This window comes from Tolypothrix campylonemoides VB511288_2 (genome assembly GCF_045999855.1).
Classification (GTDB): Bacteria; Cyanobacteriota; Cyanobacteriia; order Cyanobacteriales; family Nostocaceae; genus Scytonema; species Scytonema bouteillei_A.
Genome location: NZ_JBFPMW010000011.1, coordinates 168,108 through 189,046, shown reverse-complemented (window position 1 = coordinate 189,046; position 20,939 = coordinate 168,108). Strand labels below are relative to the sequence as shown.

Annotated in this window: 14 protein-coding genes and 1 pseudogene; 7 read left to right on the top strand and 8 right to left on the bottom strand. The window is 41.6% G+C overall.

Annotated features, from left to right (window positions below; all coding sequences use genetic code 11):
• Window positions 1-2: 2 nt before the first annotated feature.
• Window positions 3-4,772 (bottom strand): type I polyketide synthase, encoded by a 4,770-nt coding sequence (locus AB0756_RS28300; protein WP_050045667.1) that lies wholly within the window; start codon window positions 4,770-4,772, stop codon window positions 3-5.
• A 685-nt stretch (window positions 4,773-5,457) separates the two neighbouring features.
• Here AB0756_RS28300 and AB0756_RS28295 point away from each other — a divergent pair.
• The 3 genes from AB0756_RS28295 (at window position 5,458) to AB0756_RS28285 (ending at window position 10,315) form a co-directional block, all read left to right on the top strand.
• Entirely contained in the window at window positions 5,458-8,196 is a 2,739-nt protein-coding gene (locus AB0756_RS28295; RefSeq protein ID WP_038081840.1) for a TonB-dependent receptor, read from the top strand.
• 62 nt (window positions 8,197-8,258) lie between these two features.
• Complete coding sequence (locus tag AB0756_RS28290; RefSeq protein ID WP_038081842.1) at window positions 8,259-9,551, top strand: MFS transporter; 1,293 nt, start codon at window positions 8,259-8,261, stop codon at window positions 9,549-9,551.
• Between the two features lie 14 nt (window positions 9,552-9,565).
• Entirely contained in the window at window positions 9,566-10,315 is a 750-nt protein-coding gene (locus AB0756_RS28285; protein ID WP_038081843.1) for a thioesterase II family protein, read from the top strand.
• A gap of 53 nt (window positions 10,316-10,368) precedes the next feature.
• Here the strand turns inward: AB0756_RS28285 and AB0756_RS28280 are convergent, their stop codons facing one another.
• Window positions 10,369-10,770 carry a universal stress protein gene (locus AB0756_RS28280; protein WP_038081844.1) on the bottom strand — a complete coding sequence of 134 codons (402 nt, stop codon included), beginning with the start codon at window positions 10,768-10,770 and terminating at the stop codon, window positions 10,369-10,371.
• A 90-nt stretch (window positions 10,771-10,860) separates the two neighbouring features.
• On the opposite strand from AB0756_RS28280, the gene AB0756_RS28275 reads away from it, so the two are divergent.
• The 3 genes from AB0756_RS28275 (at window position 10,861) to AB0756_RS28265 (ending at window position 13,847) form a co-directional block, all read left to right on the top strand.
• Window positions 10,861-12,063, top strand: coding sequence for a phosphoglycerate kinase (locus AB0756_RS28275; RefSeq protein WP_038081871.1), 1,203 nt, complete (start codon window positions 10,861-10,863; stop codon window positions 12,061-12,063).
• Between the two features lie 97 nt (window positions 12,064-12,160).
• Entirely contained in the window at window positions 12,161-12,772 is a 612-nt protein-coding gene (locus AB0756_RS28270; RefSeq protein WP_038081846.1) for an NUDIX hydrolase, read from the top strand.
• Window positions 12,773-13,082: 310 nt separating this feature from the next.
• The gene (locus AB0756_RS28265; protein WP_038081847.1) at window positions 13,083-13,847 is read left to right on the top strand and encodes a hypothetical protein; all 765 of its coding nucleotides are present in this window, start codon (window positions 13,083-13,085) and stop codon (window positions 13,845-13,847) included.
• A 60-nt stretch (window positions 13,848-13,907) separates the two neighbouring features.
• Here the strand turns inward: AB0756_RS28265 and AB0756_RS28260 are convergent.
• From AB0756_RS28260 to AB0756_RS28235, 6 genes and pseudogenes are all read right to left on the bottom strand, one after another.
• Window positions 13,908-14,099: pseudogene (locus AB0756_RS28260) on the bottom strand (spermidine synthase); the annotation flags it as partial.
• A 141-nt stretch (window positions 14,100-14,240) separates the two neighbouring features.
• Complete coding sequence (gene speD / locus AB0756_RS28255) at window positions 14,241-14,675, bottom strand: adenosylmethionine decarboxylase (RefSeq protein ID WP_038081850.1); 435 nt, start codon at window positions 14,673-14,675, stop codon at window positions 14,241-14,243.
• A gap of 192 nt (window positions 14,676-14,867) precedes the next feature.
• On the bottom strand, window positions 14,868-17,027 hold the full coding sequence (locus tag AB0756_RS28250) for a serine/threonine-protein kinase (protein WP_050045669.1): 2,160 nt from the start codon (window positions 17,025-17,027) through the stop codon (window positions 14,868-14,870).
• A gap of 90 nt (window positions 17,028-17,117) precedes the next feature.
• Window positions 17,118-18,821, bottom strand: coding sequence for a serine/threonine-protein kinase (locus AB0756_RS28245; protein ID WP_038082431.1), 1,704 nt, complete (start codon window positions 18,819-18,821; stop codon window positions 17,118-17,120).
• Window positions 18,822-18,966: 145 nt separating this feature from the next.
• Window positions 18,967-19,089 carry a hypothetical protein gene (locus tag AB0756_RS28240; protein WP_272899733.1) on the bottom strand — a complete coding sequence of 41 codons (123 nt, stop codon included), beginning with the start codon at window positions 19,087-19,089 and terminating at the stop codon, window positions 18,967-18,969.
• 6 nt (window positions 19,090-19,095) lie between these two features.
• Entirely contained in the window at window positions 19,096-19,329 is a 234-nt protein-coding gene (locus AB0756_RS28235) for a hypothetical protein (protein WP_038082470.1), read from the bottom strand.
• A 92-nt stretch (window positions 19,330-19,421) separates the two neighbouring features.
• On the opposite strand from AB0756_RS28235, the gene AB0756_RS28230 reads away from it, so the two are divergent.
• Window positions 19,422-20,927: a phenylacetate--CoA ligase family protein gene (locus AB0756_RS28230; RefSeq protein WP_038082433.1), complete on the top strand. Its 1,506-nt coding sequence runs from the start codon at window positions 19,422-19,424 to the stop codon at window positions 20,925-20,927.
• Window positions 20,928-20,939 lie beyond the last annotated feature (12 nt).

Here is a 20,939-nt window from a genome sequence, read left to right as displayed (position 1 = left end):
TTTTAAAGAGTTTGTAATTTCTGGATGAGTAATGCTTCTATTTCTTCTTCCGATATCTGTTCGAGTTTAGCGATCGTCATCTCCAACTCGTCAGCATTGTTTTTGCATGATTCAGAAGATTTTTCCACAAATTCTAAAGGAAGCACTTCTGCGGCCAAATACTGAGCTAGAGCTTCAATGGTTGGATAATTAAAGGTCACACTTGGGGACAAAGTATATTCTAAATTGGTAATTAATTGCTCTCTTAACTGAGAAACCATTAAGGAATCCATACCCATTTCAAAAAAGCCTATTTTTGGAGATGGTAGCTGTTCGGAGTCAAGCCCTAAAATTTTTGCAACCTCTGTTTGAAGATGTGCAATTAAGAAGGCTAAGCGATCTCCTTGAGGAATTTGTTCTAAGCGTTGTTGAAGTCGTGGTTCAGATTGTAATACTAAGTTGGAATTATGCGTGTCACTCAAATCAAATATCGTATTTTTATTCGTGTTAGACGAGACATCCACGCCATCAGTGCTGTGTGAACTGGCAATAGGGTGTAAGGGGTCTTTTTCCTCAACCCAATATCGTTGTTCTTGCCAAGGGTAAGAAGTTAAACGAATGTACTCTCCAACTGTTGAATAGAGTTGAGACCAGTTTACTGCTATTCCTATTGTATAAAGTTTACTAAGAGAGGTCAGCATTACACTTCGGTCATCTTGACCCCGGCGTAAGGAAGACAGTGTAGTTACTTTTTTATTTGGTAAGCACTGAATGATTGATTGGGAAAGAACTGGATGAGGACTAATCTCAAGAAAAATGTCATAACCCTCTTTTGCGATCGCTGAGATGCTTGCAGCGAATTGTACTGGCTCTATGAGGTTTCGACCCCAGTAGCGAGCATCAAAATCACCAGTTTTATATAAACTTCCCGTCACAGTTGAGAAAATGGGAATTGATGGTTCCTTTGGTTCAATGCCTTGGAGAACAGACACCAATTCATTTTCAAAAGGAACCATTTGAAAACTGTGAAAAGCACAGTTGACATTTAGCAGACGACAAAAAACATGACCTTGCAGTTCTATATCTTGCACGAGATTGGTAATAGCAACATCATCCCCAGACACTACAACTGAATTTGGACTGTTAATTGCTGCTACGGACAGGCGCTCTTCATATCCTGCCAGTAAATCCAATGCTTCTTCACACGATAGCCCAATGGCTGCCATTTTCCCCTTGCCAGTCGCTTGTTGCATCAATCGGCTGCGGTGAAAGACAATCCGTACAGCATCTGAAAGAGAAAGAATATCAGCTACGTATGCTGCTGCCACTTCTCCTAGGCTGTGACCTACCACCGCTTCGGGAACGATTCCCCAAGAACGCCACAAAGCGGCTAAGGCAATTTGAATGGTGAAAATTACTGGTTGTGCGTATGCGGTTTCATCTAAGCGAGACTCATTCTCTGGTTTTTGTAGCTCCTTCAACACCGACCAGCTTACATATTGACCAAATTCGCGATCGCATTGCTCACATACAGTTTGAAATACGGGTTCTGTAAGTAGCAATTTCCTTCCCATAGCACACCATTGTGAACCTTGACCGGAAAATACAAAAGTGACACACACATTCTGTTGCCGTACATCGATAGTTATATCCGAATTTCCTTCGGCAACAGCTTTTAAGTATTGTTGTAACTCTTTGGTTGACTGGGCGATAACCGCTAACCTATAGTCAAAATGACTTCTGTGTCGGCTGACACTATAACAAAGGTCATTAAGTGAAATTTCTGGCTGTTTGTTGATTTGTAAATATAGTCTTTTACTTAAATCTTGTAGAGCCTCTGGCGTATGAGCTGAGAGTGGAAATAGTGCTTCTGTTTTTGTTGTGTCTTGAACGTGAAATGTGGAAAATTGATTGTAAACATTGTGCCAATGAATAGATTTTCCCAGAGTATATAGCTGACCGAGAGATTGTAACATTACGTGTCGGTCATCTTTATTCCTTCTCAAGGATTCTAGCACTGTGCCTTCTTTTTCATAATGTTGTAAGGTTTGTCGAATAGCTGGTACCAGAATCGGATGTGGGCTGACCTCTAAAAAGGTATTAAAACCTTTTGCTACTAAATATTCTATAGCTTGAGAAAATAGTACTGGTTCTTTTAAAGAACGCGCCCAGTAAGACCCATTAAATTGATGATAATTTAACTGCGTACCAGTCAAGGCTGAAATCATAGGAACCACTTCCGGGTTAGTTTTGATGTCCCTAAAGACTTCCAATAGCGGCCCTTCTAAAACTTCCATTTCTGGAGTATGAACGGCAATATTTGTTTTAACTAAACGACCAAAAATATTATGACGCCGTAGATCGTCTAATACTGCTTCGAGTGCCGTTTGATTTCCTGACAACACTGTCGAAATAGGACTATTATAGATAGCTGGGTAAACACTATCTTCATAGAAAAGTGTCGCTGCTTTTGCTTTGTTCCATGGAAGCGACACAAGCGCCATTGCTCCAGAACCACTCTTCATCGCGGCATTATGGCTTTGATGATAGATAACCCGCACTGCATCAGACAGATTAAGGATACCAGCTACATGAGCGGCGGCTACTTCTCCAATGCTATGACCGACAACAACATCTGGTTCAATACCCCAGTGTTTCCACAAAGACGCTAAAGCAACTTCAATGGCAAAAATAGTCATCCACATCACATCGATTTCGTGTAGCCGAGATTTTGCTTCAGACCAGAGAGCGACTTCTTCAAGTAAAGACCAATCTACGTACTGTTGCATAAGATGGTCACACTTTTCTAGAGTCGCTCGAAATACGGGTTCAGTCTTTAGCAATTTTTTGCCCATGCCAAACCATTGAGACCCCTGTCCCGAAAACACAAAGACTACGGGGGGATTTTTAATTTGAGAGTTTTTATACAACTCTACGCAATTTGGGTTGCTGTGGGAATCAACAACTATTGCCAGTTTATGAGTACCGCGCAACTGATTGAAATCTATTAATTTCTTTAACTCGAATTCAGGAGTTTGTAATTTTGCTTTGACTTCTTGGTAGAGAGAATCGAGAGCTTCTTCAGTATCTGTTGATAAAGGAACTAGTAAAGGAAAGCGACTTTGTTGCCTTAAATCATCCATTAATTCTTGAACTACAACATGGCAATTTGTTCCCCCAAAACTAAAAGCGCTTACTCCTGCTAAAGCAGGCTCTTTTGAATATGGCCAAGTAGTTAAAAATTTTTGTACTTGCAGATGTAATTCCTCAAAGGGAATTGCCGGATTAGGTTGGTTAAAATGAAGGCTTGGAGGAATTTGGCGGTGTTTAATAGCTAGGACAACTTTGATAAGCCCAGCAATGCCAGCAGCTGCTTCTAAGTGTCCAATGTTGGTTTTAACAGAGCCTAAAATCAATGGACGCTCTGCGGTGCGATCGCAACTTAGCACTGCCCCCAAAGCTTTAGCCTCGATTGGGTCTCCCAGTTTTGTCCCAGTACCATGAACTTCAACATAATGGACTTGATTGGGATTGATCCCAGCTTGTTCGTAAGCCTCCCGCAACAAGGCTTCTTGAGCTTTGGGGTTAGGAGCGGTCAACCCATTGCTGAAGCCATCATTGTTAACTGTACTACCTCTAATAACACAGTAAATGCGATCGCCTGCAGCCAGCGCTAGGGAGAGGGGCTTAAGTACGACCAGACCTGCTCCCTCGCCTCGAACATAGCCATCAGCATTGGCATCAAAAGTTTTACATCGACCTTCAGGAGATAAGCCCCCAAACTTGGACATGACCAAAGTGCTATCGGGGTTAATCATCAAGTTAACACCCCCAGCCAGTGCAAGAGTCGATTCTCCAACTCGCAAACTTTGACAAGCCAAGTGGACAGCAACTAAAGAGGATGAACAAGCGGTATTCACTGTCATACTCGGTCCAGCGAAACCAAAAATATAGGAGATGCGATTGGCGATAATACTCAAATCTTGACCAGTAGCCGTGTGCTGAGCAATGTTTCCTGTCTGCCTTACCAAATTTGCGTAGTCAGTCCACATAGCTCCAATAAAAACACCAGTCTTGCTCCCTTTTAGGATTTCAACAGGTTGGTCAGCATCTTCTAAGGCTTCCCAAGACAGTTTTAGCATGAGACGTTGTTGGGGATCTATTTGCACTGTTTCCTTTGGGGAAATACCGAAGAACTGAGGATCGAACTTATCTATTTCGTCCAGAAAGCCACCCCAACGCGTGTTCATTTTGCCTGGAGTGGTTAAGTTAGGGCCGTACAAAACATCCTTGTCCCATCGCTCAGTTGGTACCTCATTTACAGCATCCACTCCATTCTTAAGTAATTGCCAAAAGACATCGGTGTTATTAGCACTTGGAAAGCGACAGGCAATACCGATAATTGCAATAGGTTCAGGCGGTAAATTCTTAAATTTCTGGCTATTTGTACTAACTAATAACTGGTTATCCTGAGCCTCCGCAACATAACTGGCTAAGGCTGTAATATTTGGATACTCCCAAATTAGAGTGGGAGACAACTGACACCCTAACTCAGTCGCTAAGTTGTTAATCAAACCAGTTGCTCTTACTGAATCAAGTCCACAGTCAATAAAGCGTTTCTCAAGGTTAATGTCTTGGGGAGCAATTTCTAGTAAGGAGGCTAGTTGCGAGCGCAGCCAGTCTTGAATAGTTTTTACACTCTTTCTTGTAGACCCAAAACTGACTCTCGGTAAAGTGGAACGTGAGGTTGTTTTGGATTCGCCTTCCCCTGAATTTTCGATTTTTTTGAACATTATTTGCCGCTTTGGAACAAAAAGACGCTATAGAAATGTTACTTTGAACTCGTTTTGAAACAAAGTACTTTTTCGACGCCCTAAATTCATTCAAATTAGAAATTTTCCACGCTGCTTTCCAATCAGTAACAAGCAATTGCAAGAGCAGAAGTGGAAATCTTATCGCATCCGTATTGCAAGTTATTTTCAATTACTGCTTACTTACTCTAATAGGAATCTATAGCATTTAGCAATAGAAAATTGATATATAAAACTTATAAGTAGATTATAAATTCATTAAATAAATACATAAAATAATTTTTTCTTCCTTTTGATAGATCTTAATTACGTAATAGTAGAAAATCGAGCGTTATTTGTAAGTATGTTGAATTTAATTGTAGCCAAAAGTAATTTTATGAAAATAGTTTAAGCTTTATGAAAAAAACAATACTTATAAAAACCTCTAATTATGAGGTATAGATTTTAACAAAATTGACGTTGCAGAGCATTTTAGATACTAACTGAGTTTTGATAGTAAATCCAGTTTTTGTGATAATCATTATTTTATCAGGCATTAATTTTGTAAATTTTGTTTACAATCCCATCATTCGACTTGTAAAATAGCTGCAAATAACTTTCAATAATTTGAAAAACTATCGTGTCATTAGCTAAAAATACAATGGTGCGATGGAGTGTGAGGAAAATAATGAAACAAGAGCAATTCGTTCAAAGCCTGTTGCTCACAGGCGTGTTTGTTGTATTGATAGTAATTCCTGCAAAAGGTGAAAAGTTATCAAAAACCAATGTGCGGCAATCCTTAACGTCAACTAAAACTAGTGGTGGTTCCAAACAAACATTTGATCCCTTCAAAGCACAAAAAGTTGAACCTACTCGGAAGATTCAGCAATTGAGCGAGGTACTGCTTCCAATTAAAAACGCACAAATGTTATTGCAACCATTAAAGCTCACCCAGGCGGCTTCATCAGAAGCAGTCGTGTTAGTGACGGCAGTGCGGGCAGTCCCTACGAAAAAAGGTTTAGAGGTGATTTTAGAGACTTCTAAAGGACAACAGTTACAAGTACAGAACCGCAGTTCTGGAAATAGTTTGATCGTTGATATTCCCAATGCTCAATTACGCCTACCTAGTGGGGATGAATTCCAATTCCAGTCGGAGAAACCTATTGCAGGAATTACTGAAATCAAGGTCAGCAATCAAGATGCTAGTACTATTCGAGTAGTGGTGATAGGTGAGAAGGAAATACCACAAGTTGAGTTATTTGACAGCAATGAAGGTTTGATTTTTGGATTGATGCCAACGGGATCTATAGCACAGTCACCGCAACCATCTGAAACTCAGCAACCTGAACCACAAAAGCCTCCCGGCGATATCCAACCAAAAAAGCCATCATCTACAACTGATGAATTGATCGAATTGTTGGTTACAGGTAAGCAAGATAGATATAACGTACTTGATGCTACCACTGCCACTAGAACTGATACTCCTATCCGGGACATTCCCCAATCGATTCAAATTGTTCCTAGACGAGTCATTGAAGACCAACAAGTGATTCAACTTGATGAGGCACTACGTAACGTTAGTGGCGTTGTTTCCGGTGGTTTTGATACAACTACAGAAACTCGCTACAGTATTCGTGGTTTTGAGGGAGCGCCTGTCTTAATAGATGGTTTCAGACAATACGGCTTTCCATCAACTCCAGAAACAGCAAATTTAGAGCGAGTCGAAGTACTCAAAGGACCAGCTTCGATTTTATACGGTGAGATACAACCGGGCGGTGTGATTAATGCTGTGACTAAAAAACCATTGTCAGAGCCTTTTTATGAAGCTGAATTTCAGGCTGGAAATTTTGGTTTGCTTCGACCTCGGATTGACATTTCCGGTCCGTTAACTAGAAATAATAACCTGCTCTACCGACTGAATGCGTTGTATCTTAATAGTGATGGTTTTCGAGATTTCGACCAAGAATTTAAGCGATTCTTTGTTTCGCCAGTTTTGACTTGGAATATTAGCGATCGCACAAATATAACCTTTGAGTTGCAGTATTCAGACAGTGAGAGACCATCGGACAATGGTCTGCTTGCTTTTGGTAGAGGGGTAATAGAAACTCCTCGCTCGCGCATTTTTAATGAGCCAGACGACTATATTGAGCGGAATTTCTTAAATACTGGCTACACTCTAGAACATCGTTTTAGTGACAATTGGACAATACGCAATGCCTTTCGATATATTAACCAAGAAGTTTTTTCTGATAAGCTAACAGTTCCATTTACATTTGATGCAACAACAGGTATCCTAAACAGGATTTTTGCTTTTGATGATTTTGATTCTAAAGATTACTCATTACAGACAAATATAGTAGGCAAGTTTGCTACTGGTTCGGTCAAACACACCCTGTTATTTGGTGTTGATTTAAATCGAAACAACTCTAGTGACATTATTAGAGCGGATTTCTTTAATCCATCACCCATTAATGTTTTCAATCCAGTTTACAGAAATAGTTCCAGACCTGCTTTAGTAAATCTGGCGTTAGATAGAAAATCTGAGACAAGCAGATTAGGTGTTTATTTACAAGATCAGATTGCATTACTTGACAATCTGAAGTTACTGGCGGGTTTGCGCTATGAAACCTTTGACCAAAAAGTTACAAACGAGGTTGGGCTTTTCAGTCCGACCGGTGACGATCCCACTCAAAATGCTAATGCTTGGACACCACGGCTGGGGATTGTTTATCAACCAATTCAACAGGTTTCTTTGTATGCTAGTTACTCAAAATCTTTTATTCCCAACACTGATGATTTCACAAGTAATGGCGATCCCCTTGAACCTGAACGCGGTGAGGGATATGAAGTTGGAGTCAAAGCTGAATTATTGCAAGGTAGTCTTTCTGCGACCTTAGCCTACTTTGACATTACCAAACAGAACGTTGCTACAACAGATCCAAACGCTCTTGGCTTTGGTTCAATAGCAACGGGTGAACAACAAAGCCAAGGCATTGAACTTGATATTAGTGGGGAAATTTCCCCTGGTTGGAACATTATTGCCTCTTACGCATATACTGATGCTGAAGTTACAAAAGATAACAATAGTTCGATTATTGGTAACAGGTTCTCGGGAATTCCCAAACATAGTGCTAGCCTTTGGACGACCTATCAAATACAACGTGGGAATCTGCAAGGTTTAGGCTTCGGTGTGGGATTCAATTATGTTGGAAACCGCGAAGGAGACTTAGAAAATACTTTTCGTTTAGGTAGCTACTTCTTAACTAATGCCGCCATTTTTTACCGAAGAGACAATTGGCGAGTTGCCCTAAACTTCAAAAACCTTTTCAACATTGACTACATTACTGGTTCACCTTTTAGCAGAGTTAATGGAATTTACCCTGGCGAACCATTTACCGTAATTGGCTCTATTGCTGTGCAATTGTAATTCCAATCCTTGTTTGAGAAAAATGTTAGCGCTTTTGCAATACTTTATCTCTCTTAACAAACATGAAAAGTTTTTTAAAACTTGGGTTGCTTGGTAGTTTGTATGTGTCGCAGTTCATGCCATTTTGGTTTCTTTATCAAGCACTACCAGTATTTTTACGTCAGAAGGGGCTTTCTTTACAAGCAATCAGCATCATCCCACTGCTTGCTCTCCCCATCACATTGAAATTTCTTTGGTCTCCCCTAATCGATCGCTATGGTTTCACTCGCTGGGGACACTATCGCTTCTGGATCATCTGTTTTCAACTTCTTGTTGCGTGTACTACAGCAATATGTGCTTGGGTAAATGTGGAACGCAATTTTATTGCCCTGCTCCTTTGTATGGCTTTCATGTGTTTATGTTGTGCCAGTCAAGACATTGCTACTGATGCCCTTGCTGTAGGCTTATTAAAGCCAGAGGAGCGAGGTCTAGGAAACGCGGTGCAAAGTGTAGGTGCTTCTCTTGGTTCAATCATTGGAGGAGGAGGAATGTTAATATTGCTCAATCAATGGGGGTGGGCTTCCAGTCTACTCACCTTGGCACTCATTACTGTCTTAGCACTGATACCAGTCTTTTTACATCGGGAGAAAGTAGCAACAACGGGTTTGGTTGCGTATGTAGTAGGTGATGTATTTGAAAGCCCCACAGATCGGTCACCCGTAACATCCTCTGTGTCATTTGTTGACAATGTAACATCTGTTAAATCTTCTGCTGCCATTTCTTACCTCAAAACATTCACTAGCTTCTGTAGCCGTCCTGGCATAAGGTACTGGCTACTTATTTTACTACTGTATTCAGGAGGTAGCAGCATGGCAATAACTATGTTTCGTCCTTTATTAGTAGATGTTGGGCTGTCCTTATCAGATATTGGCTGGCTGTTAGGAATTGTTGGGACTTCTGTTGGCATAATTGGTGGGATTCTTGCAGGTTTTTTCATTGCTCCCTTGGGAAGAAAGCGATCGCTGATTGTATTTAGCTCGCTATGGGCTTTTACCATGATGGCTTACTTACTTCCAGCGTTTGGCATCACCAGTATACCTGTTCTCTATTTAGTAGCTAGCACTGCTTTTTTCAGTATTGGCATCATGAACACTGCTACGTTCACTATAATGATGGATAAAAGCAGGTTAGAAACTCCTGGTACCGATTACACTGTTCAAAGTTCAGTTGGGTCTCTAGGTAGTATTGGTGCTGCATCTATCAGTGGTGTTCTTGCTGAGGCAATTGGCTATCGGGGAGTGTTTATCGTTGGCTTGGGTGTAGCGATCGCTAGTGTTTTAATGATTACCAAATTTTTCCGTACAATGGAAATATAACACGATCCGATCCCATGACCTCCACATCAGTTTTTAACTCCTGGGTAAAATTCTTCCAACCAAATTCGCAAGCCACCATGCGTTTATTTTGCTTTCCCTACGCTGGTGGTAGCTCTCTAATTTTTCGCCAATGGTCAGACAGTCTACCTTCAACTGTAGAAGTTTGCGCTGTGGAACTTCCCGGACGGGGAATGCAAATGAAGTTGGCTCCATTCACTCGACTCGAACCTTTAATTGAGGCTTTAGCTCTAGCAATTAAACCGCATTTAGACAAACCATTTGCCTTTTTTGGTCACAGTATGGGTGCCCTCGTCAGCTTTGAGCTAGCCCGTTTTCTTAGAAAAAAGAATACTTTAGAACCAGTACAGCTGTTTGTTTCTGGTCGTCGCGCTCCTCAAATTCCTGACACAAAGCCTCCGATCCACACTTTATGCGATTCTGAATTCAAAGAAGAATTACGCCGCCTCAATGGGACTCCTAAAGCCGTACTGGAAAATGCCGAATTGATGGAACTACTAGTCCCTATTGTACGAGCAGATTTTGCCGTTTTGGAAACCTATGTTTATAGTTATGAGCCACCGCTTAACTGTCCCATAACAACTTTTGGTGGATTGGAAGATACAGAAGCTAATTATGAGGAACTGGAAGCATGGCGAGAACAAACAAATTCTGCTTTCTCATTAAAGATGCTTCCAGGTGACCACTTTTTTATCAATTCAGCACAGTCTCTCTTGTTGGAAAGTCTAGCCAAGCGTTTACAGTAAGGTAGATGCGCCCCTCTCAACCAAGAAAAATTTACCTTGGTCACTAGTCACTGCTACGGCACTATCAACACGGGACACGGGGAAAGATTAATGACGCGAGTTGTCACGCTATCCTGTGACCCCTCGTCTGTTAATCCCAATCCGCGACAGCCCATGATGATTAAATCTGCTCCTACCTCATCTGCAACATCGCAGATAGTAAAAGCAGGTTTTCCTTGCCGTTCAAGAGTTTCAGCTCGAATTCCTTGTTGGGAAAACAAGGATTTGGCATTTTCCAGTAGTTGGGCTACTGTCTCTGGAGATGTCATTACACTTCCAGTAGAATCTGCAACTTCTTCAACTACACTCAGCAGCACCAAGCTACTACCATATTTTTGCACAATATTCACAACCACATCGGCTGCTTCTCGTGCTTCCCTGCTTTGGTCAATTGGAAATAAAACAGTTTTGAACATTTGGATTCACCTCCGCCCCCCTGAGTCGGTAAAATCTGGATGGGTCTACTTATCAAAACATATCAAAAAGGCAATCAGGAGGTTCGTAACGTGTCAAAGAAATCTTTGGCAAATTTGTCCGCAGCAGACTTGTCCGGTAAACGCGCCCTAGTGCGAGTTGACTTTAACGTACCTCTAGATGATGCCGGTAACATCACAGATGATACGCGCATTCGGGCAGCTCTACCAACCATTCAGGATTTGACACAGAAGGGAGCTAAGGTAATTCTAACAAGTCATTTTGGACGACCAAAGGGTGTCGATGATAAACTTCGCCTAACTCCAGTTGCCAAGCGCCTCTCTGAGTTATTGGGGCAAGAAGTTGTAAAAACCGATGACTCCATCGGCGATGATGTTACCGCTAAGGTCGCAGCATTGCAAAACGGTCAAGTTCTCTTACTAGAAAACGTCCGTTTTTACAAGGAGGAGGAACAAAATGACCCGGAATTTGCCAAAAAATTAGCTGCAAATGCAGATTTGTACGTTAATGATGCTTTTGGTACCGCACACCGCGCCCATGCTTCTACTGAAGGTGTTACAAATTACCTATCCCCCTCTGTTGCTGGTTATTTGATTGAAAAAGAATTGCAGTACCTGCAAAATGCGATCGAGAATCCCCAACGTCCTTTGGTAGCTATTATCGGTGGTTCTAAAGTTTCCAGCAAGATTGGTGTAATTGAAGCCCTCTTGGAGAAGTGTGACAAGCTGATCCTCGGTGGTGGTATGATATTCACTTTCTTTAAAGCTCGTGGTTTAAGTGTCGGTAAATCTTTGGTAGAAGAAGACAAGCTAGAACTAGCTAAGTCTTTGGAAGCTAAGGCAAAGGAAAAGGGCGTAGCTTTCTTGCTTCCTACTGATGTGGTCGTTGCAGATAAATTCGCTGCTGATGCCAACTCACAAACCGTAAGTGTGGAAAATATACCCGATGGTTGGATGGGATTGGATATTGGTCCCGACTCTGTCAAACTCTTCCAAGATGCCCTTGCTGATTGCAAAACGGTCATTTGGAATGGTCCAATGGGTGTGTTTGAATTTGATAAGTTTGCTGTTGGTACTGAGGCCGTTGCCCAGACTCTTGCCGAGATCGGTAAAACAGGCGCTATTACCATTATTGGCGGTGGTGATTCCGTAGCGGCTGTGGAAAAAGTTGGTTTAGCCGACCAAATGAGCCACATCTCCACTGGTGGGGGCGCTAGCTTGGAGTTGCTTGAAGGTAAGGTACTACCCGGTATCGCTGCCTTAGATGAAGCGTAAAATGTGATAATGGTTAGTCGTTAGTAGTTAGTGGTTAGTGGATAGTAGAAATACTACTAACTACTAACTAGTAACTACTAACTAATAACAAAAAATTATGAAATGGCTTGAATGGGCGCAAAAATTGCAAGCGATCGCTCAAATTGGTTTGACCTATTCTCAAAATCCTTACGACATCGAACGATTTAAATCAATACAGGTCATTGCAGCTGAAATTGCCGCAACTCATTCAAACGTCGAACATCCCTACATTCTTGATTTATTTACGCGTGAAGTTGGTTATGCAACTCCCAAGGTTGACGTGCGTGGATCTGTATTTCGCGACAATCAAATATTGTTAGTTAAAGAACGTGAAGACGGTCTTTGGACATTACCTGGCGGATGGGCTGATGTTGGAGAATCGCCAAGCGAAGCAGTCGTCAAAGAAATTCGTGAAGAATCAGGTTATCTTACCCGTGTTGTTAAATTGTTAGCCGTTTATGACAGAAACAAACAGGGTCATCCACCGCATCCCTGTTACGTCTACAAGCTATTTTTTCTGTGCGAACTTATCGGCGGTTCTGCATTACCAAGTATTGAAACGGAAGCAGTTGATTTTTTCCCGGAAGATGGTATTCCAGAACTTTCTCTTGGGCGCGTCACACCAGCTCAGATCGCTCGACTTTTTGAACATTACCGCAATCCAAATTTACTTACAGACTTTGATTAGCTCGGTTACGTAAGAGGAGTCACTCACAAGTTCCTCACATTTTTCCTTTAGCTTAAAAACTGAACAGCACCAAACTAAGCAAAAGTACTTAAAGTAGGTCGGCAAGAAAAAAACCAGCTTGTGTAAAAAAATTCAATCTTCGAGATTCCGTTCTCGATCGTGGTTTATTGCTAAAGCGCAACCGCGAACCAGTCACGATTGTTTATCACGGCTGACCTTAAACAACTTTTGCATGGCTTTTTTATAATTTCAGGCTCATTTTAAAAGGGTTGACTTACGCAGCTAAAGGAAAAATGAAGGAGACAGGATTATGAAAATCTATCACTTAAAAACATTTCAAGATTATGAAAACCATATCATTAACACTTTAAGCCCAAAAGGCTTCCTCTTTATTACAAATTCGACAACTGAACGAGATAAAATTCTCATAAAACAACTAGTGAATGAAGAGACGCCAAACAATTTAGGAGCTTGGTTTTCTCATGCGATCGCAACCCTACATTGTCCTCAAGAAACACTCAGTTTAGCTCAGGTTTTTCCCGAAAACGGGAATACTTGTCCCGTTTTATCAGAAGCTGAAATTATGTGTTTCTTTCAACAGCTACAAGCTAACTTCTCCCTAAGTGCAATTAAATTTAACAACACGTGGCTCAGCTATATATCCTGGTTAAATTGCGATCTGTTAACTGCAGATGAATTAATTCTTAAAGTTCAACAATTTGTAGCAGCAGCACAAACATTAAAGTACATTGCAGAAAGACAGACAACATCCTGGCTGGGAATCAACCACAGCAACGAAGAATATTTAATATTTAGTAGCTTATGCCTTGTCTTCAACGATCCGGGTCATTTTAAAGCAATCTCACCCGTTGTTGAGTCTATTAAATTTGGTAATAACTCTCTTCCAGAGTTTTTACTCTCTGGTTTAAAATTCTTGTTGACAAATATTTATAAAGGTTCACTATTCTTTGATAAAGTAGTCTATAGTTCGTTTGATAATCATATCGCTAGCTCTCAATTCATTCGAGGTGCAGGGCATTTTGGATGTTCTCTTGATGAACTTGTTCTAAAATAGCACTTGCAGCTTATCAGCTTTTTCTCAAGCAGAGCCTGGGAATACCTTCACCAGAAGACTCGTAGAGGTATAGCTACTGTATGACTGAACGTTGGGAAAAACCTCTTTCAAAGTCTGCACTAGGCGGGCGTGGAGGGTTAATTCACCTGGCGACACCGGACCTGCTTGAATAACAAAAAATCCTTTAGGGGAGAGTACCCGACGGACTTTCTCAAAGTATTCCTTGGTAAACAGTGGAAATGAAGGACCGCTCATCCAAAAATCTGCACCCACACTGCTACCTGACATACAATAACCCTCTCTACTCCTTGATAGTTATCGGTCATCAGTTATCAGTTATCAGTGAAGACTGTGTACTGTTTACTGATAACGGTGTACTATTTACTGATATGCCTAACACTCGGCAACTTGAAGAACCAAACTCTCCTCAAGTCGTTTTTGAATTTCAGGCGATAACTTCCCTCTGGGAAGCGTTAAGAGGGTATGACTGCTAGCTTGGAAAGCTTGCACTAAGTATTTGCAAGCTTTCTCCGGTTCGGCATATTCGCCGCAGGTAAAAATATCCACAGCTATATAGCCATATTCCGGCCAAGTATGTATTGAGATGTGAGACTCAGCTAAAAGTGCTAGACCAGTGACTCCATAAGGCTCGAAATGGTGAGTCACCTCAGAAAGCAAAGTAGACTTTGCCACTTTAGCTGCTTCCTCAAGAGCCTGTTTAATAAAAACAGGATTGTTAAGTAGGTGTGTTGGACAGTCATAAAGCTCTAAAATGCAGTGTCTGCCAACTGGAACCAAAGGTGTGTCCCCCACCGGGTAAGATTGCATTTCCAATTTTTAACCCTTAAAACACAGAAGACTACAAAAAATGAACCCCTGGCATTAAATACACACTTCGCTACTTTCAAGTTAGCTATTGTACTTAAGAGGCTGCTGTGCAGTTATGCACAGAACGGCCATTGTGGCATACTTAAAGTAATTTTGTGTATAGTTATTTGTTATAAAATTTTATTTTGGGATTTATATATTTGATTCATCAGGTGCGGGTGTAGGTGTCTCTATGGGTGTAGGTGTTTCTGTAGGTGTCTCTATAGGTGTAGGTGTTTCTGTAGGTGTCTCTATGGGTGTAGGTGTTTCTGTAGGTGTAGGTGTTTCTGTGGGCGTTGGAGTTGGAGGTGGGATGGGATCTTCTGTAGTTGCAGTAATGGTTAGAGCGTAATCTAAAGCGTCTCTTGAGGCTGTAGAGACAACAACAAATTCATAAAATCCGCTTTCGGTAAGTTTGAGAGATAAATTCCGTTTTTGTGAATCTTCTAAAATTTTCAGTTTGCCACTAGGTGAGTAGACAGAAAGCAAAATTTTGAGACTTGCGCTCAGTCTGACTTCCATCAGCTGCTCTTTCCGAAGGTCGGCTATAAAAACTTGACCTTCACCCGGTTTTAAAGTTCCCTTGCGTGTGGTACTTGTAGCTCCTGTTTCAAATGAAATTTTTCTGAAAGCACTTCCTGCGAGGATAGCGTTGAGTTTATCAGTTACAAATCCATGCCATACTTGCCCAATCGGTTGATTAATAAAATTCTTACCCCGTTGTTGTGGAAAGTACTTAAAGAAAACAGCATCTCCCAAATCAAATAAAGAACGGCTGCCAACATTAACTTTATTGACTTCCACTTTCCAGCGATCGCGATCGGCGGAGGTAAAACTACCCAACTGTCTGCGAGAACCAGAACTCAAGACAGAGATTTTGGATAGAGTGTCATCAGCAATTGCGTCCCAATCTGCTCTTAATTGTAAATCATTAGGAGAATCTGTCAGAGCGCGGTTGCGTAAATTCGGGTTTTTTTCCCAAAACAATTGATTGACAACATCATTTAAAAATTTGACATCGATCCCCAACTGTTGTCGGCGTTCCTCAAGTCTTGCTTTACGCTGTCGTTCTTCTGGGGGTAACTTGGGGTCGTTTGATGACAAAATTTCATCGGAAGAAGAGTTGATTAACTGAGTAACTCCCCAAAAACCTACACCAGCAGTAATGGTTAATACTGCTGCTATGACTATTATTTTCGCTGGCGTCCACCAGCTGGTGGAGGGAGAGGGAGATAAAGGAAGAGGGGGAGAGGGGGAGATAGGGGGAGGGGGAGAGGGTGGGGATGGCGGAGATACGGCTAGGGTTTGTTCCGTGCGTTGTGGTGGTATTGGTAGGGGAGGAGGTGGTGGCGCAACAACTGGGATTGGGTTAAGTGCTTGAAGGACTTGAGTTGCACTTTGGAAACGGAGTCCTGGTGTTGGTGACAGCATTTTATCCAAAATCATCCCAAAAGAAGGGGTGATGTTCGCGAACAACCGCCACTGCCAAGTTAGACTTTGTGTATCAATTAATTCTTGTGGTTGTTTGCCTGTTAGTAAAACGAGAATTGTTGCTGCTAAAGCGTACAAATCGCTGTGAGGTTCAACTAAACCTGTCTGCATCTGTTCTGGAGGCGAATACCCAGCTTTACCCAGAAGCGTGGGAGGGACAGGGGATACTACAGCACCTGATTGATAATACTGTGATTCAACAGTTGCAGCCACTTGTTTGACACCACCAAAGTCAATTAAAACTGGCAATTGGTCAATCTGGCGCAGCATTAAATTATCAGGAGAAATATCGCGGTGAATAACTCCTATAGAATGAATGTATTGTAGAACTGGCAAAATTTGCTCTAACAGCAAACGCGTTTCTGCTTCTGAAAATCCCACCCCTTGTTGTTTTTTAGCTTCTAATAGAGAGCTATAAGTTAGCCCTTCTACGTAATCTTGTACGAGAAATAAATATTCTTTACCGTGTATTTTATTGCGGAATAATTCTCGAAACCGGGGTATCTGCGGATGTTGTAACTTATAGAGAACAGTAGCTTCCCGTTGAAAGAGTTCTTCCGCTTTTTGTAAAACATATGGTGTTTGAACTTGAGGCGAAAATTCTTTTAAAACACAAAGCTCATTAAAACGATTACTGTCCTCAGCTAAATACGTGCGCCCAAATCCTCCTTTACCAATTTGACGCACGATAAGATATCGATCGCCCAAAGTCTGTCCCGGTTGAATACCAGCAAAATTTCCCTGGCTATCCAATTTTTCGCCGCAATGAAGACAAAAGCGGCTAGCTATGGGATTTTCATGTCCTTTGGAGCAATAAACCATAATAACGTTGGTGGTTAGTTGTTAGCGATTAGTTGTCAGTGGTTAGTAGAGGGAAACCACTAACGAGTAACAACTAACCACTAACCTCTCTTAGTTTGCAGATTCTAGTTTACTCACTCTATCCGCAGCTATGGCATACCAAATTTGACCGTATGTTTGAGTTTCAAGTTTCTCCTGACCCCGGCGCAACCCTGGAAATAATCTATCAAACTTTTTATTTGTGTCTGTGGTTAGTTGTTCGATACTGTAGTCTCCTAATTGTCCTGATTCTGCTTGTCTCCTCCAATTTTGATAATCTGTACCGGTGTACTTTCCTAGTTTGTTTCTAGCGCTGGTGCTTAGTTCTGCCCTTTCTAACTTATCTAGCAAGTCTTCGGCAATACGATACCAGTTATTTCTTAAAGCAGCGTCTTCTGGCTGGTTTGTCAGAGCACGTCCTCGTGCTTCAGGGTGTTTGGTATAAAAAATTTTATCTATTGTTGGTGTAAAATAGGCGTCTGAAATTCCAAGCTGTTGGCGACGACTCACGATCGCGTTTATCCGATTTCCTTCGTTGTTACTTGAGGGATTGCTAGCTGGTTTGGAACCATCTGGTAATTTTGGTAAAGAAATGCTTGGTATAGTAATAGATGATACCGCAGCAATCACCGCATTGACGAGCGCCCAAGTTCCCGCAAATGTTAAAAGAACAACACTTGTCCCTACAAGGCTGATAGCAAAGGGGCGAAGCCAAGCAGGTAAAGGAAGTGTTTGGGCAATTGCTTGAGTTCTGTTATGAAAGTTAGTAACAAGAGTCCTGATGGGTTTTCGTCCCGGCGCAACAACCATTGTTTTGATTTTGGTCGTTTGATGGGTGCTTGTTGGTTTGGCTGGAGCGTAGAGTTGTAGGTTCTTCAGAACTTCATCCGCTTTTTGGTAGCGATCGCTCGGTTTGTAGGCTAGCATTATTTTTAACACTGCTTCTAGTTTGGGACTGACTTGAATGTCTGTTCCCCAACGCCAATTCCCTTCATAAGTATCGTAAAGTTGCTGCGGTTCTTTTCCTGTTAATAATACGAGAGCAGTCACCGCTAATGAGTATAAGTCACTACAAGGAAATGCTTTACCTTGACGTAACTGTTCTTCTGGCGCATATCCTTTTTTCCCTAAAATAGTGTGATTACCACTGAGTTGAGTAAACCAAAAACCTTTAGACGCTGGTAATTGTTTGACACCACCAAAATCAATCAGCACTGGCATGCGATCGGTACGCCGTAAAATCAAATTATCAGGAGAGATATCTCGGTGAATCACATTGCGAGAATGAATGTAAGATAGTACAGGTAGCAGTTGTTGCAGCAGTTTGACGACTTCTTCTTCACTAAAGCTTTGCCCCTGTTCGTTACGCTCTTGTAAGAGATCCCAATAATTGTCACCTTCTACATAATCTTGCACTAGCAAGAAAAAATCTTTGTTACCCAACTTTACTTGTAGCGATTCGTGAAAACGTGGAATCTGGGGATGCTGTAGTTGTTTCAAAACACTCGCTTCTCTTTCAAAAAGCTCTTTTGCTTTCTGTAAATCTTGCTTTTCTTCAACTTGAGGAGCAAATTCCTTCAGCACGCACTGTTGTGGAGACTGCTTTAAATCCTCAGCTACATAGGTACGCCCAAAACCACCCTGCCCTAAATGACGTATAATTCGATATCGATTGTCCACAACCTGCTCTGGTGCAAGAGGCAATGGTTCTCCGCACTGGGTGCAAAAGCGGTTTCCCTCTTTATTGGCGTGATTTTTGCTGCAATAGACGTGCATGGTGCTGAAGGATGAATCAAAGATTTTTATGAATGGCTACAAGGCGGTTAGCTCCATTTACGCATATTATTCCCTTCTCGCCTCAAGTTTACCTATCTGTAATGAACCGCAAAGACGAGCCAGTGCGTTGCAGGGGTTTCCCCCGTTATTCGCCTACCGCCTCCGCACTTAAGAACTGTAAACCTTGTTGTGCAAATACGCTCGAGAGAGTGGCAATACTCACACAGATAATTTGCTCGTCTTCGCACAAACTCTCTGCTAACATCATCAACGGTCATCCCTGAGCTACCAACATCGCATTTATATGAGTGAAAATCCTGTCCCTCTCTCCAATTTCCTCAAGTTCAATGACTTCTTCAGGAGTCAGTAAATCAGCTTTTTTACGTTCTAAAAGTTTTTCCATCCGTGCTTGCAGTTCATCATTAAATGTAAAGATGTGGAAGTTATCCACCTTTTCCACTTGGATACTGCTAGGTAAGAGTGAGGGTCTGGAGATAACGGTTGTCATACAAAATGCGACTAAATTTGCGAAATGTGCTTCTATTGTAATGGTTGAACCATTCAATCTGTAGCTATACAAAAACCGGGGGAGTGTTGGAAATGAAGGTAGAACAACAGCAACGTGCGATTGCAGCATTTCAAGAGTTTTTAACTACACCATTAGACTCACTCCTACAGCAACATATCAATACGGATGCTTCCGCAGCAGCCATAGCATTATTTCACGATGTGGCTGGTAATGTCCCTGCTTACAAAGATTTCTTGGCACAACACGCAATCAATCCTGATGAGTACCAAACTACAGATGATTTCCAACGGCTTCCAGAACTGACAAAACAAAATTACTTGCAGCATTACTCTTTAGCGAACTTATGCCGTCACGGACAGTTAGAAACATGCGATACGATCGCTGTCTCCTCTGGTTCTACAGGGAAACCTACATTTTGGCCTCGGTTTTTCTCAGATGAAATGCAAATTGCAACGCGTTTTGAGCAGGTATTTCATGATAGTTTTGCCGCCGATACAAAATCCACTCTCGCTGTTATTTGTTTCACTCTAGGAACCTGGGTTGGTGGTATGTTTACAGCTAATTGCTGCCGATATCTTGCAAGCAAAGGTTATCCCATTACTGTGGTAACTCCTGGTAATAATAAAGAAGAAATTTTTCGAGTTGTGCGGGAATTGGGTTCGGCTTTTGAGCAAGTTGTTTTGTTGGGATATCCACCCTTTTTAAAAGATGTTATTGATACTGGTATAGCTCGTGGGATTGAGTGGCAGAGGTATCAGGTAAAGTTGGTGATGGCGGGAGAGGTGTTTAGTGAGGAATGGCGCAGTTTAGTTGGCGATCGCCTCGGTTCCCGGAATTTCTGTTACGATTCGGCGTCTCTCTACGGTACGGCTGATGCAGGGGTGTTGGGGAATGAGACACCTTTAAGTATTTGTATTCGCCGCTTTTTATCAAACAATCCAGAAGCAGCGCGTGCTTTATTTGGTGAATCTCGTTTACCTACACTCGTACAATACGACCCCATCAGTCGCTTTTTTGAAGTGAAAGATGGGGCGTTGTTATTTTCAGGAAACAACGGCATCCCTCTCGTGCGTTATAATATATTGGATAATGGAGGTATAGTTCCTTACAATGCTATGCTTGAGTTTTTAGCAAAATGGGGCTTCGATCCAGTTACAGAATTGCAAACAAATGGTGGAAGAGGAATTCGTTCGCTACCGTTTGTGTATATCTTTGGACGCTCTAACTTTACGGTTTCTTATTTTGGAGCGAATATATATCCAGAAAATGTCACTGTAGGACTCGAGCAACCAGTCATTAGAGAATGGGTGACAGGTAAGTTTGTGTTGCAGGTGAAGGAAGATGCAGATAAAAATCGCTACTTATCTGTAGTGGTGGAATTAGCACCAGGTATAGAAGAAAGTGAGGATAAAACACAAGCGATCGCATCTTCTATTCTCGAACAGCTAAAACGTCTCAATAGTGAATTTGCTAACTATGTACCTTCAGAATACCAGATACCACAAGTCGCTTTAGCACCATTAGGCGACCCTGAGTATTTTCCTATTGGAGTTAAGCATCGATATACGAGAAAATGAGATAAGAAGCAA

Bases quoted from the DNA above. Each gene is read 5' to 3' on its own strand.
- AB0756_RS28280 (WP_038081844.1), bottom strand. From the start codon at position 10,770: ATGTTCAAAACTGTTTTATTTCCAATTGACCAAAGCAGGGAAGCACGA.
- AB0756_RS28245 (WP_038082431.1), bottom strand. From the start codon at position 18,821: ATGCACGTCTATTGCAGCAAAAATCACGCCAATAAAGAGGGAAACCGC.
- AB0756_RS28265 (WP_038081847.1), top strand. From the start codon at position 13,083: ATGAAAATCTATCACTTAAAAACATTTCAAGATTATGAAAACCATATC.
- AB0756_RS28295 (WP_038081840.1), top strand. From the start codon at position 5,458: ATGAAACAAGAGCAATTCGTTCAAAGCCTGTTGCTCACAGGCGTGTTT.
- speD (WP_038081850.1), bottom strand. From the start codon at position 14,675: ATGCAATCTTACCCGGTGGGGGACACACCTTTGGTTCCAGTTGGCAGA.
- AB0756_RS28290 (WP_038081842.1), top strand. From the start codon at position 8,259: ATGAAAAGTTTTTTAAAACTTGGGTTGCTTGGTAGTTTGTATGTGTCG.
- AB0756_RS28230 (WP_038082433.1), top strand. From the start codon at position 19,422: ATGAAGGTAGAACAACAGCAACGTGCGATTGCAGCATTTCAAGAGTTT.
- AB0756_RS28300 (WP_050045667.1), bottom strand. From the start codon at position 4,772: ATGTTCAAAAAAATCGAAAATTCAGGGGAAGGCGAATCCAAAACAACC.
- AB0756_RS28235 (WP_038082470.1), bottom strand. From the start codon at position 19,329: ATGACAACCGTTATCTCCAGACCCTCACTCTTACCTAGCAGTATCCAA.
- AB0756_RS28250 (WP_050045669.1), bottom strand. From the start codon at position 17,027: ATGGTTTATTGCTCCAAAGGACATGAAAATCCCATAGCTAGCCGCTTT.
- AB0756_RS28240 (WP_272899733.1), bottom strand. From the start codon at position 19,089: ATGATGTTAGCAGAGAGTTTGTGCGAAGACGAGCAAATTATCTGTGTG.
- AB0756_RS28270 (WP_038081846.1), top strand. From the start codon at position 12,161: ATGAAATGGCTTGAATGGGCGCAAAAATTGCAAGCGATCGCTCAAATT.
- AB0756_RS28285 (WP_038081843.1), top strand. From the start codon at position 9,566: ATGACCTCCACATCAGTTTTTAACTCCTGGGTAAAATTCTTCCAACCA.